Source organism: Streptomyces sp. NPDC003393 (genome assembly GCF_053589015.1).
The window spans coordinates 1-16,974 of sequence record NZ_JBSFRB010000076.1 but is presented as its reverse complement, the minus strand read 5'-3'; the positions used below and the strand labels follow the sequence as shown (position 1 = coordinate 16,974).

General features: G+C 70.9%; 13 protein-coding genes and 1 pseudogene. 9 read left to right on the top strand and 5 right to left on the bottom strand.

The window, feature by feature from the left end; translation table 11 throughout:
- Nucleotides 1–830: 830 nt before the first annotated feature.
- Nucleotides 831–1,046: a hypothetical protein gene (locus tag ACWDUZ_RS37755; RefSeq protein ID WP_451636353.1), complete on the bottom strand. Its 216-nt coding sequence runs from the start codon at nucleotides 1,044–1,046 to the stop codon at nucleotides 831–833.
- A gap of 477 nt (nucleotides 1,047–1,523) precedes the next feature.
- On the opposite strand from ACWDUZ_RS37755, the gene ACWDUZ_RS37750 reads away from it, so the two are divergent.
- Complete coding sequence (locus tag ACWDUZ_RS37750; RefSeq protein ID WP_451636352.1) at nucleotides 1,524–1,970, top strand: hypothetical protein; 447 nt, start codon at nucleotides 1,524–1,526, stop codon at nucleotides 1,968–1,970.
- Nucleotides 1,971–2,211: 241 nt separating this feature from the next.
- Here the strand turns inward: ACWDUZ_RS37750 and ACWDUZ_RS37745 are convergent, their stop codons facing one another.
- Nucleotides 2,212–2,715, bottom strand: a complete 504-nt coding sequence (locus tag ACWDUZ_RS37745) for an ATP-binding protein (RefSeq protein ID WP_451636351.1) — start codon at nucleotides 2,713–2,715, stop codon at nucleotides 2,212–2,214.
- 848 nt (nucleotides 2,716–3,563) lie between these two features.
- Between ACWDUZ_RS37745 and ACWDUZ_RS37740 the strand changes: the two genes are divergently transcribed.
- Nucleotides 3,564–3,983, top strand: coding sequence for an SsgA family sporulation/cell division regulator (locus tag ACWDUZ_RS37740; protein WP_451636350.1), 420 nt, complete (start codon nucleotides 3,564–3,566; stop codon nucleotides 3,981–3,983).
- Nucleotides 3,984–4,068: 85 nt separating this feature from the next.
- Here the strand turns inward: ACWDUZ_RS37740 and ACWDUZ_RS37735 are convergent, their stop codons facing one another.
- Nucleotides 4,069–4,545: a MarR family winged helix-turn-helix transcriptional regulator gene (locus ACWDUZ_RS37735; RefSeq protein ID WP_451636349.1), complete on the bottom strand. Its 477-nt coding sequence runs from the start codon at nucleotides 4,543–4,545 to the stop codon at nucleotides 4,069–4,071.
- 402 nt (nucleotides 4,546–4,947) lie between these two features.
- On the opposite strand from ACWDUZ_RS37735, the gene ACWDUZ_RS37730 reads away from it, so the two are divergent.
- The 7 genes from ACWDUZ_RS37730 to ACWDUZ_RS37700 all read left to right on the top strand — a co-directional run bounded on the left by ACWDUZ_RS37730 (nucleotide 4,948) and on the right by ACWDUZ_RS37700 (nucleotide 15,290).
- Nucleotides 4,948–6,180 carry an FAD-dependent oxidoreductase gene (locus tag ACWDUZ_RS37730; RefSeq protein ID WP_451636348.1) on the top strand — a complete coding sequence of 411 codons (1,233 nt, stop codon included), beginning with the start codon at nucleotides 4,948–4,950 and terminating at the stop codon, nucleotides 6,178–6,180.
- 446 nt (nucleotides 6,181–6,626) lie between these two features.
- Nucleotides 6,627–8,819 (top strand): MMPL family transporter, encoded by a 2,193-nt coding sequence (locus ACWDUZ_RS37725; protein ID WP_451636347.1) that lies wholly within the window; start codon nucleotides 6,627–6,629, stop codon nucleotides 8,817–8,819.
- A 158-nt stretch (nucleotides 8,820–8,977) separates the two neighbouring features.
- On the top strand, nucleotides 8,978–9,970 hold the full coding sequence (locus ACWDUZ_RS37720) for a GlxA family transcriptional regulator (protein ID WP_451636354.1): 993 nt from the start codon (nucleotides 8,978–8,980) through the stop codon (nucleotides 9,968–9,970).
- Nucleotides 9,971–10,079: 109 nt separating this feature from the next.
- Nucleotides 10,080–10,718, top strand: coding sequence for an HD domain-containing protein (locus tag ACWDUZ_RS37715; RefSeq protein WP_451636346.1), 639 nt, complete (start codon nucleotides 10,080–10,082; stop codon nucleotides 10,716–10,718).
- Between the two features lie 64 nt (nucleotides 10,719–10,782).
- On the top strand, nucleotides 10,783–12,024 hold the full coding sequence (locus ACWDUZ_RS37710; protein ID WP_451636345.1) for a PP2C family protein-serine/threonine phosphatase: 1,242 nt from the start codon (nucleotides 10,783–10,785) through the stop codon (nucleotides 12,022–12,024).
- 70 nt (nucleotides 12,025–12,094) lie between these two features.
- On the top strand, nucleotides 12,095–12,850 hold the full coding sequence (locus ACWDUZ_RS37705; protein WP_451636344.1) for a TetR/AcrR family transcriptional regulator: 756 nt from the start codon (nucleotides 12,095–12,097) through the stop codon (nucleotides 12,848–12,850).
- Complete coding sequence (locus ACWDUZ_RS37700; RefSeq protein ID WP_451636343.1) at nucleotides 12,837–15,290, top strand: SpoIIE family protein phosphatase; 2,454 nt, start codon at nucleotides 12,837–12,839, stop codon at nucleotides 15,288–15,290. Before ACWDUZ_RS37705 ends, ACWDUZ_RS37700 begins: the two co-directional genes overlap by 14 nt.
- A 30-nt stretch (nucleotides 15,291–15,320) precedes the next feature.
- Here the strand turns inward: ACWDUZ_RS37700 and ACWDUZ_RS37695 are convergent, their stop codons facing one another.
- Nucleotides 15,321–16,463, bottom strand: a complete 1,143-nt coding sequence (locus ACWDUZ_RS37695) for a PP2C family protein-serine/threonine phosphatase (protein ID WP_451636342.1) — start codon at nucleotides 16,461–16,463, stop codon at nucleotides 15,321–15,323.
- Between the two features lie 317 nt (nucleotides 16,464–16,780).
- Nucleotides 16,781–16,974 (bottom strand): annotated as a pseudogene (locus ACWDUZ_RS37690) (hypothetical protein); the annotation flags it as partial.

The window sequence follows — 16,974 nt, the reverse complement described above, 5'->3', positions numbered from 1 at the left end:
GTGTGGCATGAGGGCGGGGTCCTCGTGTCGTTGCGGTCCGGGCGGTGTGCTGGGTTTGCGTCCTGTCCGGTCGCCGTGCAACGACAGCCATGTTTAGGCAGGCCCGCGACGGGTTGCAAGAATGTGACGTACTACCCTGTTTAGGAGCGATGTCCGGATTGTGGCGTTATGGGCGACTGCATGCTGGTGGCGAGCGGTCCACACCTACGATGCCTCTTCGGACGTGATCTGCCTCCTATGGGTGGCATCACATCCAGAGGCCGTCTGGAGGGCGTTGCGGAGCCCCTTCGGCACCCGCTGCCGGGGCTGCGGGAAGCAGTCGCGGGCGTGCGGTGAGCCCAGGATCCGTCTCGGACCTAACCTGGGGACATGGACGGTGAAGAACACGTCTGTCCCGACTGCGGACAGCCCGTGGAAACCGTGGTCCGACGGCACAAGACCCTGGGCGCCTGGGTGCCGGTGTGGGTTCCGGGACCGTGCCGGAATCCGGAGTGCGGCGCGTCCGGCACGGCCGCGAGTCCGTCCGACATCGACGCGGCTCGGCGGCCGCAGGGGCCCGTCGCGGAGGCGGACGGACCCGATGCACGTCCCGGCCCGATGGGCAAAGCCGGTCCGACACAGAAAGAAGACTGAATACCCCACGCCGACCTCGCCCGCCCCGGTCGGATCGTGACGGTGCCGCATGTGCGGCGCCGTCCCGCCGTTCGGAGTCGCGGCGAAAGCGGTGCGGCAAGGGCGGCGGACGACGTCGGTTCGTCAGTGTGCGGCTTCGAGCGGCTTCGCCGGTGTGTGGCGTCGTCAGTGCCCGGGTGACAGGGCGCGTGCGTCCGTCAACTGGTTCCCTCGCCGAGGACGCGGCGGGCCGCTTCGGCTTCCGCCGCCGGTGGGGACAACTCGTCCAGGGTGTCGAGTTCGGTGTCCGCCTCCAGTTCCCGTTCCCAGGCCGCCGCGAGCCGTTCCTGCTCCTCGCGCGGCCTGGCGCCGATGGCCTCCCGGTGGTCCGGGTCCAGGGCCGCCAGGAATCGTCCGACCGGGTCCATCGGCATGCCGTGCCCTCCTTGTCGCCCGGGAAGGGTGCCCGTTCCGGCCCAGCATGGCCAATCGGTCCCGGGCCGTCCGTCCGACACGGCCCGGGATCCCCCGGACGGCCCCTGGTGTGTCGCTCCACTCGGACATCTCGCATCACCCGCCGCACGGGTACGGGCGCCGCCATGCATGGGCAGTTGGTGCCGGCAGCGTGTCTGGGTCCGGGCATCGGTTCGCCGCTCAGGGGGCGGTGACTGTCCGGCAGGTCCTCCGAGCGCTCCGGTGCCGAAGTGGACCACCTGCCGCCCGCAGTGCCGTCGTTCACAGTCGCGATCTATTCCGATCACGCGCGCGGCGGGCTCATGACATACCTCACCGCCGATTTGGTTCATAGTTCAACTAAGCCTGGCGTAGGTTCATGAGTGCCCAACTCGAAGGGCACAGTCCCCGCTCCGGCTGAACCGTAGGCGGAGCGGGGCCGAGCAAGGAGGAAGATCATGAGTCGCACCTTCGTGCGCAGGGCCGTCACCGCGGTCGCGTCGCTCGGCATCGCGGCAGTCTCGCTCCTCGTGGCCGGCGGTTCCGCCTCGGCCGCGACCGAGCCGACGGTCCGCCACGCAGCCGTCGTCACCCATGACGGCCGCGGCCACGACCGGGGCGCCGACCGTCACGTCGGAGACGACCGTCGTCACGTCAACGGCCACCGGGAGGACGGCCGTCGGTGGGGCCAGTACCGCGAGCACGGCCACCGTCGCAACGGTCACCGCGAGTACGACCGCCGCTGGGACGGCTTCCGCTGGTGGCAGCGCAACGGACACGACTGGTACAGCCACGACCACGACCACCGCTACCGGTACGACGGCCACCGCCTCTACCGGTGGCACGACAACACGTGGGTGATCTGGAACGCCGGCGGCCACTTCGACGTCCGCGTTCTCGACTGACAGACCAGCAACTCCCGCGTCCGGACGGGTGTCCGGGCGCGGGACGCCGCCGGTTTCCCGGGCGGGAACCCGCGGCCGGCCGGGCACGCATGAGCGGTGCCGTGTCCGGGGCAGGGTGGCATCCGGGGGCGCATGCAAGGGACGGCGGCGACCCGCAGCACATGGATGCCACCCTGTTCGCCGTTTCGGACAGGAAACCGGTTCGGCTGCCGCCTGGCCCGGTGGGGCCCGATGCGATTCCCTAAGACGCGGCGACCTCCGCCCAGTGCAACGTCCCACCGGTGACGCATCGTTCCGTGCCGTGGTCCGAGGCGAGCGCGTCCACCACGACGGCGCCCCGGCCGCGTTCGTCCGACGGGCGGTCGGAACAGGCGGAGGAGCCGCGCGAGGGGCCGCCGTCGGCGACTTCCACCCGCACGTGGGTCCGTCCGTCGCGGGAGAGCATCCGCCAGGTGATGCGGAGGTCCGGCAGGGCATGGGACACCGCGTTGGTGACCAGCTCGGAGACGACGACCTCCATGCGGGCCGCGAAGTCACCGTCGAAGCCCCACCCGTCCAGCAGGCGCCGGGTCAGCCGCCGGGCTCTGGCCGGTGCGGAGAGCGAGTGCGGCAAGGGGCAGGTGAGCGCCAGGCCGCTACGGCCTCGGGCGGATGCCCTGGCGCGGCGCGCGCACGCCGTGTCCTTCCGGGCCGGCGGCCCCGCGCCCGGCGCCCGGAACGGCTTCTTCTTGTCCTTGCCGGTCACTGTTCCACCAGCCCCTTCGGTGCCACCGGTCTCCTGCCGGTTCCGGGCTTCCCGCAGCGGCCGGGATGCGCTGCGCGTACGGACGTGGTCAACAGTGATTGCGCATGCATCATTCCCGGCGGGTGCTGCTCGGCCGCTCGGCGGCGCGCTGCGCGGCTACGCGGCTGCGCTCGCGCGCGCGTCGGTGGGGCGGGGGGGTGGATACAGCGGTGGTGAACTGGTCGGCGCGGTCGATGCAGGGCCGTGGCGACGGCGAGGTACTGCTGGCCGGGCAGCCACCAGGACGCCACCTCCCACGACAGCAGTGCCGCGACCAGACCCTTGGCGCCCCGGGTGAGCGCAAGCGCCGCTCGTGTGCGGCGGTGCGGGGGCCGGGCCGCGTGCATCCGCCGCAGGACCGTGGCGGCGGCGTGCCGTCACTTCAGGTGTTTGGTTGAATCTTGCACGAATGTGAGGGTCACGTGATTGGTCCGACATGGGCAGTGGTGTGAGACGCAACCGGGCGTGGTGGTGCGGCGGTCGCGCCCTCGCGCGCGGCCGCTTCGCCGGTCGGACGGGCTGCCGGGTGAAATACCTCACCAGCGAAGAAGTTTAACTTTGTATGGAATCGGGGTACCTTCGGCGCTGCTTCATCCGGGCCGGCCATGGCGTCCGGTCCGCCGCCTGAACGGCGGCTTTCCACTGTCGGGCGCCCGAATCGGCGCCGGCGGCAGGCACCGCGTGGCCGAGGGTTCGCATGCGCGACCTTCCATGCGGCTGTGGGCCCTGTTCGAGACGGCAGCCCCGGAGAGAGCGGCCCTGGGCCCCGGCACCGTCCGCGCGGGGAACTACGCACAGAGAGAACCAGCATGGAGAGCTTCGTCGAGCAGCAGTGCGAGATGCGTCTGGTGACCGCACCGGGCGGCGGCACCGCGGTGCCGGCCCGTCTGTCCTACAGCCCGTACGACCCGTACGCTGTGGAGGTCGCCTTCGGGTTCGACCAGTTGTACCCGGTCACCTGGGTCTTCGCCCGCGAGCTGCTGGCCGAGGGCCTGCACCGGCCCTGCGGTCAGGGCGACGTACGGATCTGGCCCGTCCGGGGTGACGGGTCGTGCGACATGCTGTGTCTGGTCCTGTCCGCACCCGGGGGGAGCGCCGTGCTCGAGGTGCCGTCCGTTGTGGTGGAGCGGTGGCTGAAGCGGACCTACGAGATGGTGCCGACGGGCCGGGAGGCGGAGTTGCTCGACCTCGACGTCGAGTTGTGCGGGTTGCTGGGGGAGGCGGCGTGAGGGCGCCCCGCCAGCTTCCCTCCGCCGGCCTCGGGTCCCCGACCCTGGAGGGCGACGAAGCTCGGTGGCGTGGCCGTACCGCGGATCACCGGGGCGTGTCGCCGGATTCCGGAGGGTCGGGCGTCCGCAACTGGTCGAGGATCTCGCGCAGTGACGCCAGCTGGGCCTCGGAGAGCCGGTCGGTCAACGCGCGCTCCACCACCTCGGCGTTGGTGCGGAGCGCGCCGCGCTGCAGCTTCCGGCCGGCTTCGGTCAGCCGGATCGACGCGCCGCGCATGTCCTCCTCCACCGGCGCGCGGGTGATGTAGCCCCGCTCCTCCAGTCGGTCGCACAGTCGGCTGACGGCACTCTGACTCAGGACGACACGGTCCTTCAGCTCGCGCAGCCGGGTGCCCTCGCGAGGGATGTTCGCCAGCGTGTCGAACTCGCTGACCGAGAGTCGGTGACGATCCGCGAGCGCACCCTCGATCTCGTGGAGCACGGCGTTGTGCACCTCCATCAGCGATCGCCACACGTCCATCTTGAACGCCTTGCTGCCCGCTGCGGGCCTGCTGCGCGGCATCCCGCCTCGCCCCCTTCCGTAGGGCCGTTTTTTGCGTGCGTATGCATCTTTCTGCGGCGCCGCATCATTCTCGCAGACGGAGCCGGCGCGGGCGCGTCCGCTGTGACGGCCATGATCCGACCCGCCGTCAGCAGCCAGGGTGTGAACGCGTCCCTCTCCGGCTCCTCGTGGAGCACACCGCCACGAACGGCTTTCCGGAGATCGTCCCCGAGTGCGGTCGGGCCGGAGGCCGTGCACCCGTACGCGTCGCCGTCCGACGCGTGCCCCTGGACGGCTCACCGGTCCGGAGACCCGGACAGCCACGGACCGGTGAGCCCGAAGTTTTCCCCCGACCGGGAGTACAATTTCATTGTGCGATGAATTAATCAGGTGAAGTGCTGCTCCCCGAGAGGCAGGGCTGACATGGAGCGGACCACATGCTGTGTGGTCGGCGGCGGCCCCGCGGGCATGGTGCTCGCGCTGCTGCTGGCCCGGGCCGGCATCGCCGTGACGGTACTGGAGAAGCATGGCGACTTCCTGCGTGACTTCCGCGGCGACACCGTGCACCCGTCGACACTGGCCCTGCTGGACGACCTGGGCCTGGCGCGGCGCTTCGCCGAGCTGCCGCAACGGCGGGTGCGCACCATCCAGCTGCCCGTCGGGGCCGGCCGGTCGATGGTGACGGTCGCGGACCTGTCCGTGCTGCGCGGGCCCTACGACTATGTGGCGATGGTGCCGCAGTGGGACCTGCTGGACCTGCTCGCCGCCGAGGCGGGCCGCGAGCCCGGCTTCCGGCTGCGGATGGGCACCGAGGCGACCTCCTTCCTGGTCGAGCGTGGGCGGGTCAACGGAGTCCGCTACCGCACCACCGACGGCGACACGGGCGAACTGCGCGCCCACCTCACGGTCGCCTGCGACGGGCGGGCTTCACTGGCCCGCTCCCGTCCGGAGCTGGAACTGCGCCGCTTCGACTGCCCGATGGACGTCTGGTGGCTGCGCCTCCCGCGGCACGAGGACGACCCCACCGGACTCGTCGGCGCCGTGGGCGACGGCTTCCTGACCGCGATGATCGACCGCGGTGACTACTGGCAGTGCGCCGTGCTCATCCCCAAGGGCAGCGACGCCGAACGCCGCGCCGCCGGCCTCGAGACCTTCCTGGCCCGCTACGCCGCCGCCCTCCCCTGGATCGCCGACCGCACCCATGCGCTGCGGTCCTGGGACGAGGTGAAGCTCCTCGACGTGCGACTGGACCGGCTGCGCCGCTGGCACCGCCCCGGCCTGCTGTGCATCGGAGACGCCGCGCACGCGATGTCCCCGGTCTTCGGCATCGGCATCAACCTCGCCGTGGAGGACGCCGTCGCCGCCGCCCGGCACCTGATCCGGCCGCTGCGCGACGGCTCCGTGGGCCTGAGCGACGTACGCGGTGTCCAGCGTCGGCGCGGGCCCGCCACGGTCGTGACGCAGACCCTCCAGCGGGTCGCCCACGCCGGCTTCATCGCCCCCGTCCTGCGAGGGCGACAACCTTTCGGCAGCGCGGACCGGGCCCGGCGCGTCGCGGACCTGCTCGCCGGGTCCCCGCTGGTACGCCGCGTCCCCGCGTACTTCATCGGGTACGGCGCCCTGCGGGAGCACCCGCCGGACGCCGCCCTCCGCTGACCTCGGTCCGCGCCGAACCGGCGGAATCGGGCGTGGGCAGGCGCCTTTGCCGTCGCTCGATCGGCGTCGCTCGCCGACGTGTCGACAGGTGGCGTACCGCACGGGGCGTACCGCTCCAGCACGAGGAACCGCGTCTCAGGGCGTTGAGAAGGCGCCCAGTACGTGCGTGCCCGGCCCGGACGGGGTATGACGGCCCGACAGAGACGTGCGGTGCGGGTCCGGGCGCGGGGTGGCCGGGCCGGTGCGGTCCGGTCGCCGCCGGAGGGGGAATAACGGCTTTGCGCGTCGACGCGGGCCTGGTGAAATGATCTTCACGTCCGGACACTACGATCGGACCGCAAGACAACCGTTCGGCCGGCCCGATCCGTGCGTGCCGGTCGGGGTCGCCGATGCCAGGGTCCGCTCCCCGGGCTGCGGTGATCTTCCTTCCCCGGAGGACCTTCCGCATGTTCCGAAGTATTGGGAACGCTGTCGTCCGACACCCGGTCTGGACGATCGTGGCATGGCTGATCGCGGCGGTGGCGATCGTGGCCACCGCCCCGAGCCTGCCGTCGAACAGCGACGAGAGCAGTTTCCTGCCCAAGAGTTACGAGTCCATCAAGGCAGCGGACCTGCAGCAGAGGGCGTTCCCCAGCGCCTTCACACCGTCCGCGATCGCGCTGTACCAGCGCACCGACGGCGGCAGGATGACCGCCGCGGACAAGCAGGACATCGCCCGTATCACCACTGAACTGGGCAAGAAGCACATCGACCAGGTGCAGAAGGTCGTCCCCGGTCCGCCGTCCAAGGACGGCAGGTACGGCCTGACGCTGGTGCAGATGGACAGCAAGAACGCCGGCCAGCCCAAACAGGCCGACGCGGCCAAGGTGTTGCGCGACGACATCAAGCAACTGGCCAAGGGCACGCATCTCGAGGTCAAGCTCGGCGGCTCCGCCGCGCAGGCCCTCGACCAGCAGGACTCGTCCAAGCGCGGCCAGGCGCTGATCGGCATCGGCACCTTCGCGATCATCCTGGTGACCCTGCTGATCATCTTCCGCGCGCCGATCCTGGCCGTACTGCCGCTCGTCCTGATCGGCCTGGTGTCCGCCGTCGCCAACGGCCTGATCTCCTACGCCACCAAGCTCTTCGATCTACAGGCCAACAGTTCGATCTCGTCGATCCTGATCGTCGTGCTCTTCGGCGTGGGCACGGACTACTTCCTCTTCCTGATGTTCCGCTACCGCGAACGGCTGCGCGCCGGCGACGAGCCGAAGCAGGCCATGATCAACGCGGTCGACCGGGTCGGCGAGGCCATCGCCTCCGCCGCCGGAGCGGTCATCATCGCCTTCCTCGCGCTGGTGCTGTCCACGCTCGGCTTCCTCAAGCAGATGGGCCCGGCGCTCGCCATCGCCGTCGGCGCCACACTGATCGCGGGACTGACCCTGATCCCGGCCGTCGTCTCGCTGATCGGACCGAAGGTCTTCTGGCCCTCCAAGTCCTGGCAGCGCGAGCCGGACAACGCCCGTTTCGCCGCCCTCGGACGCGGCGTACGGCGCCGCCCGGCCCTGACCGTCGTGGTCTCCGGCCTCGTCCTGGCCGTGCTGTCGCTCGGCACGCTCGGCTACAAGGCCACGTTCGACCTGGCCTCCGGCTCGATGCCGAAGACCAAGGAGTCCATGGTGGTCCAGGACGAGATGCAGAAGGCCTACTCGGCGGGCGCCGCCGCACCCACCGACGTCTACCTGTCCAGCACCGACGGCAAGCCGCTGGACAAGGCCGCCTTCGACGCGTACGCGAAGAAGCTCAGCGCCGTGGACGGGGTCGCGGACGCCCGCATGACCCAGGTCGCCAAGGACGGCACCACCGCGGACTTCACCGTCACCCTCAAGTACGAGGCGTCGACGGACAAGGCGATCCAAGCCGTGGGCGAGGTGCGCGACGTCGCGCACTCCAGCGCACCCGAGGGCACCGAGGCCCTGGTGGGCGGCATGTCGTCGATCTACAAGGACATCGACGCCGCCGTCAACCACGACTACCGGACGGTCTTCCCGGTCGCCGCCGTGCTGATCATGATCATCCTCGGGCTGCTGCTGCGCAGCGTGGTCGCCCCCTGGTACCTCATGGCCTCGGTGGGTCTGGGCTTCGGCGCCACGCTCGGCGCCACCGTGTGGATCTTCCAGGACGGACAGGGACACTCGGGCCTGATGTTCATGCTCCCGGTGATCATGTATCTGTTCGTGGTCGCCATCGGCACCGACTACAACATCCTCATGATCGCCCGGCTCCGCGAGGAGGCCCGCGAGGGCCGCGAGCCGCGTGAGGCGGCCGGCCTGGCCCTGCGGCACGCGGGCCCGACCGTGGCCGCGGCCGGCTTCATCCTGGCGGCCACGTTCGCCACGATGATGCTGGCGGGCAACTCGCTGCTCACGGAGATGGGCTTCGCGGTGTCCTTCGGCATCGTGGTCGCCGCCTTCGTGATGGCGATGTTCTTCACCCCGAGCCTCACCGCGCTGATCGGCCACGCGGCGTGGTGGCCGGGGCACGGGGACCGGGCGCAGGAGCCGGTACTCGGCCGGGGCGGCGACTCCCTCGGCTCCGGACCGGTCCCCGGCCAGAACCGGGACGCGGTCGCGTCCGAGACCTCGGGGCACCGAGAGTAGGGCCTGCCCGGCGGATCGAGGCGGCACGGCCGCGGCGGGCGAAGACGCTGTCCAGCAGCGTCTTCGCCCGTTCCATGTTCCAGACTGGTCTGCGGGACCGGTCTGCGGGATCGGGCGACGGGACAGGGGAGAGGCCAGTGGCACCGAAGACACACAGCGTGGGCGCTCTCGTCTTCGACGACATGAAGATGCTGGACCTGTCCGGCCCGGCGGAGGTCTTCAGCGAAGCCAACCGGTACGGGGCCGACTACCGGCTGACCGTCGTCTCGCTGACCGGCAAACCGGTGCGCACCTCGATCGGCGTCCAGGTGCCGGTGGACATGGACGCGGACTCCGCACCCGCCTTCGACACCCTGCTGGTCCCGGGCAGTGACCTGCTGCCCGGCCGTCCCGTCGACCCGGAACTAGTCGCCGTCGCGAAGAGCCTCGCCCAGAGGGCCGGACGGGTCGCGTCCATCTGCACGGGCGCGTTCGTCCTGGCCGCCTCGGGCCTGCTGGAGGGCAGGCGGGCGACGACTCACTGGCAGCACACGACGTCACTGGCCCGTGGCTATCCCTCGCTCCAGGTGGAGCCCGACGCCATCTACGTCAAGGACGGCACCACCTACACCTCGGCCGGCGTCACCGCCGGCATCGACCTCGCGCTGGCGCTGCTGGAGGAGGACCACGGCCCCGACCTGACCCGGAAGGTCGCCCGCTCGCTGGTGGTGTACATGCAGCGGGCCGGCGGGCAGTCCCAGTTCTCCGCTTCGCTGCAGGGCCCGGCTCCCCGCACCCCCGTGCTGCGGCTGGTCCAGGACATCGTGCAGGCCGATCCGGCCGCCGACCACACCCTGGACTCGATCGCCGAGCGGGTCCGGGTCAGCCCCCGTCACCTGACCCGCATGTTCCGAACCGAACTGAACACCACGCCGATGAAGTACGTGGAACTGATCCGCTTCGACCGGGCCAAGGCCCTCCTGGACGCCGGACACGGCGCCACCGAGGCCGCCACCCTGTCCGGCTTCCCCAGCTACGAGAGTCTGCGGCGCGCCTTCGCCCGCCACCTCGGCGTGTCACCGACCCGCTACCAGCAACGTTTCACGACCACGCGGCCCGGTTCCGGCACCGTGAGGTCCACGGGGCACGCCCGCGGCACCGGGCGCGAGTGAGAGCGCATGGCCGTTTTCGAGGACTTGTCGGCCATCCGGTAGCGGACGCGACGGGCGGACCGGACGCAAGGTGGGAGCACATCGAACCCCACCGTCCGAGGAGGCCGCCATGGCAGACAAGATCGCCGGCGTCGAGATCCCTGACAGCAAACTCGTCCAGGACGCCACCGACCTGATCCGCGACACCACTCCACCGCTGATCTACCACCACTCCCGGCGGGTCTACCTCTTCGGCAGTCTCCAGGCCAGGGCGCTGGGGGTCCACCCGGACCCCGAACTTCTGTACGTGGCGGCGCTCTTCCACGACACGGGCCTGGTGCCGCCCTACCGCAGCCACGAACAGCGCTTCGAGATGGACGGCGCGGACCAGGCGCGTGCCTTCCTGATGAGCCATGGGGTCCTCGACGGCGACGCCGACACGGTGTGGACGGCCATCGCGCTGCACACCACGCCGGAGGTGCCGTACAAGATGGCCCCGGAGATCGCGGCCACCACCGCGGGCGTCGAGACCGACGTGCTCGGCCTGCACCTGGCGAACATCAGTCAGGCCGAGATCGACGAGGTCACCGCCGCCCACCCCCGGCCGGACTTCAAGAGGCAGATCCTGAAGGCGTTCACGGACGGCTTCGCGCACCGCCCCGACACCACCTTCGGCACGGTGAACGCGGACGTGCTCGAGCACTTCGTGCCAGGCTTCCGGCGCACCGACTTCGTCGAGGTGATCCAGAACTCTTCCTGGCCGGAGTAGACGCGATCCCCAGGCCCGACGGCGTCCCGGCACGAAACCCCGTAGAGAGGAGAAAGGACAGAGCATGGTGAAGGCACCTGCTCCGGGCACGGCGGACGTGATCGCCCCGGCCGGAGGTGCGCGAGGGATGCTGTCGGCCGCCGTTCGCCCCAAGGGTGTCGCCGGCCCCGGCGGCCGGGAGGTCTTTTGCCGGCCGAGGCCGTCGGTCGTGCACTTCGTTCCCGTCGCCCTCGTCGCCCTCGTCCTCGGCGTGATGGCGGTCGGTCTCGTCGTGCCCCGGGACATCCATCTGGCGTCCCTGTTCATCGCCGCGCCGGCTCTGATGTCGGCGTTCTCCACGACGCTGCCGACCGTGAACGTGGCCGGCCTCTCCTTCGTGGCCGCGTTGGTCTGCGACATCCGCGACGGGCTGCTCGGCTCGTCCATCCTCGTCGTCCATGCGGTGACGCTGCTGATGGTCTCGGTGCTCCTCGTCGCCTTCTGCCGGAGCCGGGAACGCGACCACAGGGAGACGCGCCGGCTGCGAGCGATCTCCCGGGCGGCACAACGCGTCGTCCTCAGGCCGCTTCCCCGCCGGATCGCGGACCTGAACGTCGCCGCCCTCTACCGTGCCGCCGACACTCTCGCCGATGTCGGAGGTGACCTGTACGCCGCGGCGAAGACGCCCTACGGCACGCGGTTCCTCATCGGGGACGTCAAGGGCAAGGGCCTCGCGGCCCTGGACGACACGGCGGCCCTGCTCGGCGCGTTCCGCGAGGCGGCGCACCAGCACCCCACCCTGCCGGGCCTGGCGGCAGCGCTCGAAGGGAGCTTCCGCCGGCATGTGGCCGAGGTGGCGGACACCGACCCGGACGCGGCCGAGCGCTTCATCACGGCACTGCTCCTGGAGTTTCCCGCCGGCGGCGGCGTCATGAGATCCGTCAGCTGTGGTCATCCCCTGCCGCTGCATGTGCACGGCAACCGCGTCACCGCACTGACGAGCCGAAGCCCCGCGCCGCCCCTCGGTCTGGGCGGAACCGACCCCGAGACCTACCGCCAGGAGGAGTTCCGGTGCGCCCGCAAAGACGCGTTCCTGCTCTACACCGACGGACTCGCCGAGGCCCGTGACCCTGCCGGAGCCTTCTACAGCGTCACCGAACGAGACATCGCCTGGCGCACGGCCGGGGCCGATCCGGAAACCCTGCTCCAACAGGTCCACGACGACCTGCTCCGGCACACCGACGGACGCCTGCACGACGACGTGGCACTCGTGGCCGTCCAGTGGGCTCCCGCCGGAGACTGCCGCTGGCGAAAGGCATCACCATGAGGTCCGCTGTGCACAGTCACGGGCGTATCAATGAGATAGAAAAACTGATAACAGCGTTAATATCTGTTTTGTGCAGAAACGCGCATGTACCCGGGAGCGGGTTCTGTGCGCCGCGGCGGAACTCCTCAGCCGTGAGGGCCGTGCGGGCGTCTCCACGCGCGCGGTGAGCGCGGCCGCCGGGGTGCAGCCACCGACGCTGTACCGGCTGTTCGGGGACAAGGACGGACTGCTCGACGCACTCGCCGCCTACGGGTTCCGGCAGTACCTCCGCGAGAAGCAGAACCTCAAGGAGAGCGACGACCCCCTCGCCGACCTGCGCCGGTCCTGGGACCTGCACGTCGAGTTCGGCCTCTCCCGGCCCGGCTTCTACATCCTGATGTACGGCGAGGGGCGGTACCGCGGCGGCATCCCCGAAGGACTCGAGACCATCGAGATCCTGCGGCGGAACATCGCCCGGGTGGCGGCTGCGGGCCGGCTCCGCACAAGCGTGGAGCGCGCCACGCAACTCGTGCACGCCAACGGCCTCGGTGTCGTGCTCTCGCTGATCGCGACGCCGCCGGGCGAGCGGGATCCGGAACTGCCGGCCGTCGCACGCGAACACGTACTGCGCACGATCACCACCACGGGCACCGGCGCTCAGGAGGAGGGCATCGACGTCGCGTGCAGGGCCGCGGCCCTGCGCGAGGCGCTGCGCGACAGCGACACCACCGTGATGACGCGCTCCGAGCGCGCACTCCTGGCGGACTGGCTCGATCGCCTTGCCGAGACGGGCCCCGCCGCGGGAGACGCACATGGTAGAAGGGACGGCCTTGATGGCCAGAACTGAGGAGATGACGCGGAGCACCCAGTGGGGGACCGGGCCCATGATCGGCGAGGCCATGGCGGTCGTGGGCGCGGACGGGTCGGTGGTCGCGTGGACGAGCGCGGCTCAGCGGCTGACCGGCCATCCGGCCGCGGAGGTGGTCGGCCATCCGGCGGCACGGATGCTGGCCGCACCCGAGGACGCCGAGAAGGTGCGCGCACACGCGAGCCGGGGCCGGTCCGGCGACGGCTGGTCCACGATCGTCGCGCTCCGCCGACGGGACGGCAGCACCGTGAACGCGCACCTGCGGACATGCCCGCTCGGGGGGCAGGGGGGAAGGACACAGTGGCTGGTCACCGCAGCCGAGGCGACGGCCGCCGGCTCGTGGCCCCTCAGTGGTGCGGAGGTGGAGGCGCTGCTGTCCCGTACACCGATCGGCATCGCGGTCCGCGATCCCGGCCTGCGTTGTCTCTGGGTGAACGACGCACTGGCACTCCAGGACGGCATCCCCCGCGAGAAGCGGCTCGGGCGACGGCTGACGGAGGTGCTGCCGGGGGCCGAGACGGAGTCGGCGGAGGCGGTGATGCGTCAGGTCCTGGAGACCGGCGCCCCGATGATCGACCATGCCTACCGGGCGTGGCCCACGACCGACGACCGCCAGGAGCACTCGTTCTCGACCTCCTTCTTCCGTCTCGACGACGCTCAGGGCCACACCCTGGGGGTGTGCGTCATGAGCGTCGACGTGACCGACAGACAGCGCGCACGCGAGCGCCTGGCCCTGCTCAGCGAGGCCGGAACCCGCATCGGCACCACCCTGGACGTGATGCGGACCGGGCAGGAACTCGCCGATCTCGTCGTGCCGCGCGTCGCGGACTACGTCACCGTCGACCTCGCGGACGCGGTCCCGCGGGGCGAGGAGCCACGGGTCCGGCTCGGCGCGCCGAACCGGCACATACCGGCCTTCCGCCGCGCGGGCGTGGCCTCGATCCACGAGGGGACGCCGGAGTCCCTGTGGGCGCGCGGGGATGCCGTGTTCGTCCCGCCCTCCTCGCCCTTCATGGATGTCCTGCGCTCAGGCAGATCCCATCTGGAACCGGTGCTGGACACCTCTCGCGGCACGTGGCTCGACCACGACGGGGAACGGCTGGACAAGATCCGCGAGCACCGTATGCACTCCTTGATGATCGTGCCCATCCACGCGCGCGGTGCCGTACTCGGCGTGGCGGTCTTCGTCCGCATGGATGACTCCGCGCCGTTCGAAGAGGACGACCTGTGCTTCGCCGAGCAACTGGTGGCCCGCGCCGCGCTGTCCCTGGACAACGCCCGCCGCTATGTGCGCGAGCGCGCCGCGTCGCTCGCCCTTCAGCGCAACCTGCTGCCCCGGCGCCTCACCGGCGGGGCGGCCGTGGAGGTGGCCTCCAGCTACCTCCCGTCCGACACGCACGACGGGGTGGGAGGGGACTGGTTCGACGTGATCCCGCTGTCCGGAGCCCGGGTGGCGCTCGTCGTGGGCGACGTCGTGGGACACGGAATCAACGCCGCGGCGGCCATGGGCCGGCTCCGCGCGGTGGTCCACACGCTGGCGAACCTGGATCTGCCGCCCGACGAGCTGCTGGCACATCTGGACGACACGATCAGCCGCCTCGCCGAGGAGGAGACCGACATCGAGGGGCGCTGTCAAACGGAAGCGGGAGCCACCTGCCTGTACGCCGTCTACGACCCCGTCACCCGGCGCTGCGCGATGGCACGAGCGGGTCACCCGCCGCCCCTGATCGTCTCGGCGCAGGGGGAAGTCTCGATCCCCGAACTGCCCTCGGGTCTGCCGCTCGGCGTCGGGCAGGCCTTCTTCGAGGCCGTGGAACTGGAGCTGCCCGAGGACAGTGTGCTCGCCCTCTACACGGACGGACTGGTCGAGAGGCGTGACGATGACATCGAAGCCGGTATGCACCGACTCGGCACCCTCCTCGCGCGGCCCGACCGCTCCCTGGAAGAGCTCTGCTCGGCCGTACTCGACACCCTGCCCGCCCGGGCGCTCCCCGACGACGCCACGCTGCTCCTGGCCCGGACACGCTCGCTCGGTCCCGCACAGGTCGCCTGCTGGAACCTGCCGGCCGAGCCGGCTGCCGTCGCCCACGCCAGGGCCCTGGCCACCGCACAGCTGACCGAGTGGGGACTGGAGCATGTCGCGGACATCGCCGAGCTGATCGTCAGTGAGCTGGTCACCAACGCCATACGGCACGGCGCCGCACCGATCACGCTGCGCCTCATACGTCACCAGGTACTCGTCTGCGAGGTGACCGACGCGAGCGACACCGTCCCGCGTCTGCGGCATGCCCGGGTGACGGACGAGAGCGGTCGAGGCCTCTTCCTCGTCTCGCAGCTGTCCGGCCGGCGGGGCACCCGCTACTCGCCCGAAGGCAAGACGGTCTGGGCCGAACTGGAGGTCGACGGGCCCCCGTCGTGACCGAGGTGTGAGCGGCCGGCCCCCGGCGGGTCAGGCGGCCGCCGGAAACCCGTCGCGCTGCACGGCGATCATGGCCATGTCGTCGTTCAGCCGCCCGCCGACGTACGTCTCCAGATCGGCGGTGATCCTGTGCAGCAACTGGTCGGGCCGGTGGTCCGCCCAGGCCGCGGCGCGTTCGGCGAGCGGATAGAACACGCCCCGTCCGTCGCGGGCCTCGGTGACACCGTCGGTGTACAGCAGCAACCGGTCACCGGGAGCGAAGCGGAAGGACGAGGGGGAGTACGCCTCTTCGGAGATCACGCCGAGGCCGAGCGGCGGCGCGGGATCGGGCACCGCGAGCGGGGTCGCCGTGCCCTCGGGGCACAGCAGCAGCGGCGGCGGATGCCCGCAATTGATCACGTGCACCACCGGCTGCTCGTCCGGGATGTCCAGCAGCACGGCGGTCACGAACCGCTCCGGGACGTCCTCCGCCGGTTCCGCGAACTCGCGCAGACCCCAGCGGACCGAGTCCTCCACGTAGGCCGCCAACTCCGGCAGCGGCATCTCGCGGTGGGCGGCGGCCCGGAAGGCGCCCACCGCGATCGCCGTGTCGCTGATCGTGGCCAGGCCCTTGCCGCGTACGTCCCCGATGACCAGCCGGGTCGAACCACCGGTGCGTGCCACGGCGTACAAATCTCCGCCGATGCTCGAGTCGGCCTCCGCGCTGCGGTAGGCCGAGGCCAGGGACACCGGGCCGACCCGCTCGGGAAGCGGGCGCAGCACCACTCGCTGGGTCGCGTCGGACACCGAGCGCACCCGGATCAGCTCCCGCTCCCGCCGCTCCCGCAGAGAGGTGAAGAACACCAGGAGGCCGCAGAGCGCGGCGAGCGAGGAGACTTCGAGGAGGACGCTCTCGGTCACCAGGGTTCCCCGCTCCACCGCCGCGCCGGCCAGGGCGAGGACCGCGAAGGCCCCGATCACCGCGGTGGGCACCGGGCCGCTGCCCATGGCGGTGATCGCGACCGCGACGACCAGCAGGTGGGCGACGTGGATGTCCGGGGGCAGGAAACCGTCGGCGACCGGAATGGCCACGATCATCGCCAGGGGCCCGATCAGCCACCGCGGCTGTGGGCGCGCCCGCCACCACTCGCGCAGCTTCTCGGCCACGGAAGTCGTCATGGTCACCGTACGCATGCCGTGCTCCCACCCTCGGCCCCCTGGGCCCGACGCGGCCCTCTGGGCACAAACTCTTACATATTTCTAGAAACAACCACGAAACGGTCGATGTGATGCCCGCGAGGGATCCGGGCATGCCGACGCATGGCACATGCGGGCGGCTGGACAAGCCCCACCACACAGGGGAAGTCCCGGCCCGATTACGGCGGGCCGGGACTCTCATCCGGTGCTTGCGGTGCTTGCGGTGCTTGCGGTGCCCGTGGTGCTTGCACTGCCTGTGATGCGTTCGGTGTTCGTGACGGCGTTGTGTGCGGTGGTGCGGTCGGAAGCGGTTCTCAGTAGCCGCCCCTGTCGCCCTTGTGGTGTTCGACGACGCGGAAGCTGGCGACGACGCCGTTCTTGACCTTCAGGCCGTGCCTGACGCGGTCGGGGTGGACCCCGTTGCTCTCGCTGTGGGGGCCGACGGTGGCGATGGGGGCGCCGTTGTCGCAGGTGACGCCGCGGAAGACCTCGATGGTCTTCTTGCTGT

Bases quoted from the DNA above. Each gene is read 5' to 3' on its own strand.
- ACWDUZ_RS37715 (WP_451636346.1), top strand. From the start codon at position 10,080: ATGGCAGACAAGATCGCCGGCGTCGAGATCCCTGACAGCAAACTCGTC.
- ACWDUZ_RS37710 (WP_451636345.1), top strand. From the start codon at position 10,783: ATGGTGAAGGCACCTGCTCCGGGCACGGCGGACGTGATCGCCCCGGCC.
- ACWDUZ_RS37740 (WP_451636350.1), top strand. From the start codon at position 3,564: ATGGAGAGCTTCGTCGAGCAGCAGTGCGAGATGCGTCTGGTGACCGCA.
- ACWDUZ_RS37695 (WP_451636342.1), bottom strand. From the start codon at position 16,463: ATGCGTACGGTGACCATGACGACTTCCGTGGCCGAGAAGCTGCGCGAG.
- ACWDUZ_RS37750 (WP_451636352.1), top strand. From the start codon at position 1,524: ATGAGTCGCACCTTCGTGCGCAGGGCCGTCACCGCGGTCGCGTCGCTC.
- ACWDUZ_RS37735 (WP_451636349.1), bottom strand. From the start codon at position 4,545: ATGCCGCGCAGCAGGCCCGCAGCGGGCAGCAAGGCGTTCAAGATGGAC.
- ACWDUZ_RS37755 (WP_451636353.1), bottom strand. From the start codon at position 1,046: ATGCCGATGGACCCGGTCGGACGATTCCTGGCGGCCCTGGACCCGGAC.
- ACWDUZ_RS37730 (WP_451636348.1), top strand. From the start codon at position 4,948: ATGGAGCGGACCACATGCTGTGTGGTCGGCGGCGGCCCCGCGGGCATG.
- ACWDUZ_RS37700 (WP_451636343.1), top strand. From the start codon at position 12,837: ATGGCCAGAACTGAGGAGATGACGCGGAGCACCCAGTGGGGGACCGGG.
- ACWDUZ_RS37725 (WP_451636347.1), top strand. From the start codon at position 6,627: ATGTTCCGAAGTATTGGGAACGCTGTCGTCCGACACCCGGTCTGGACG.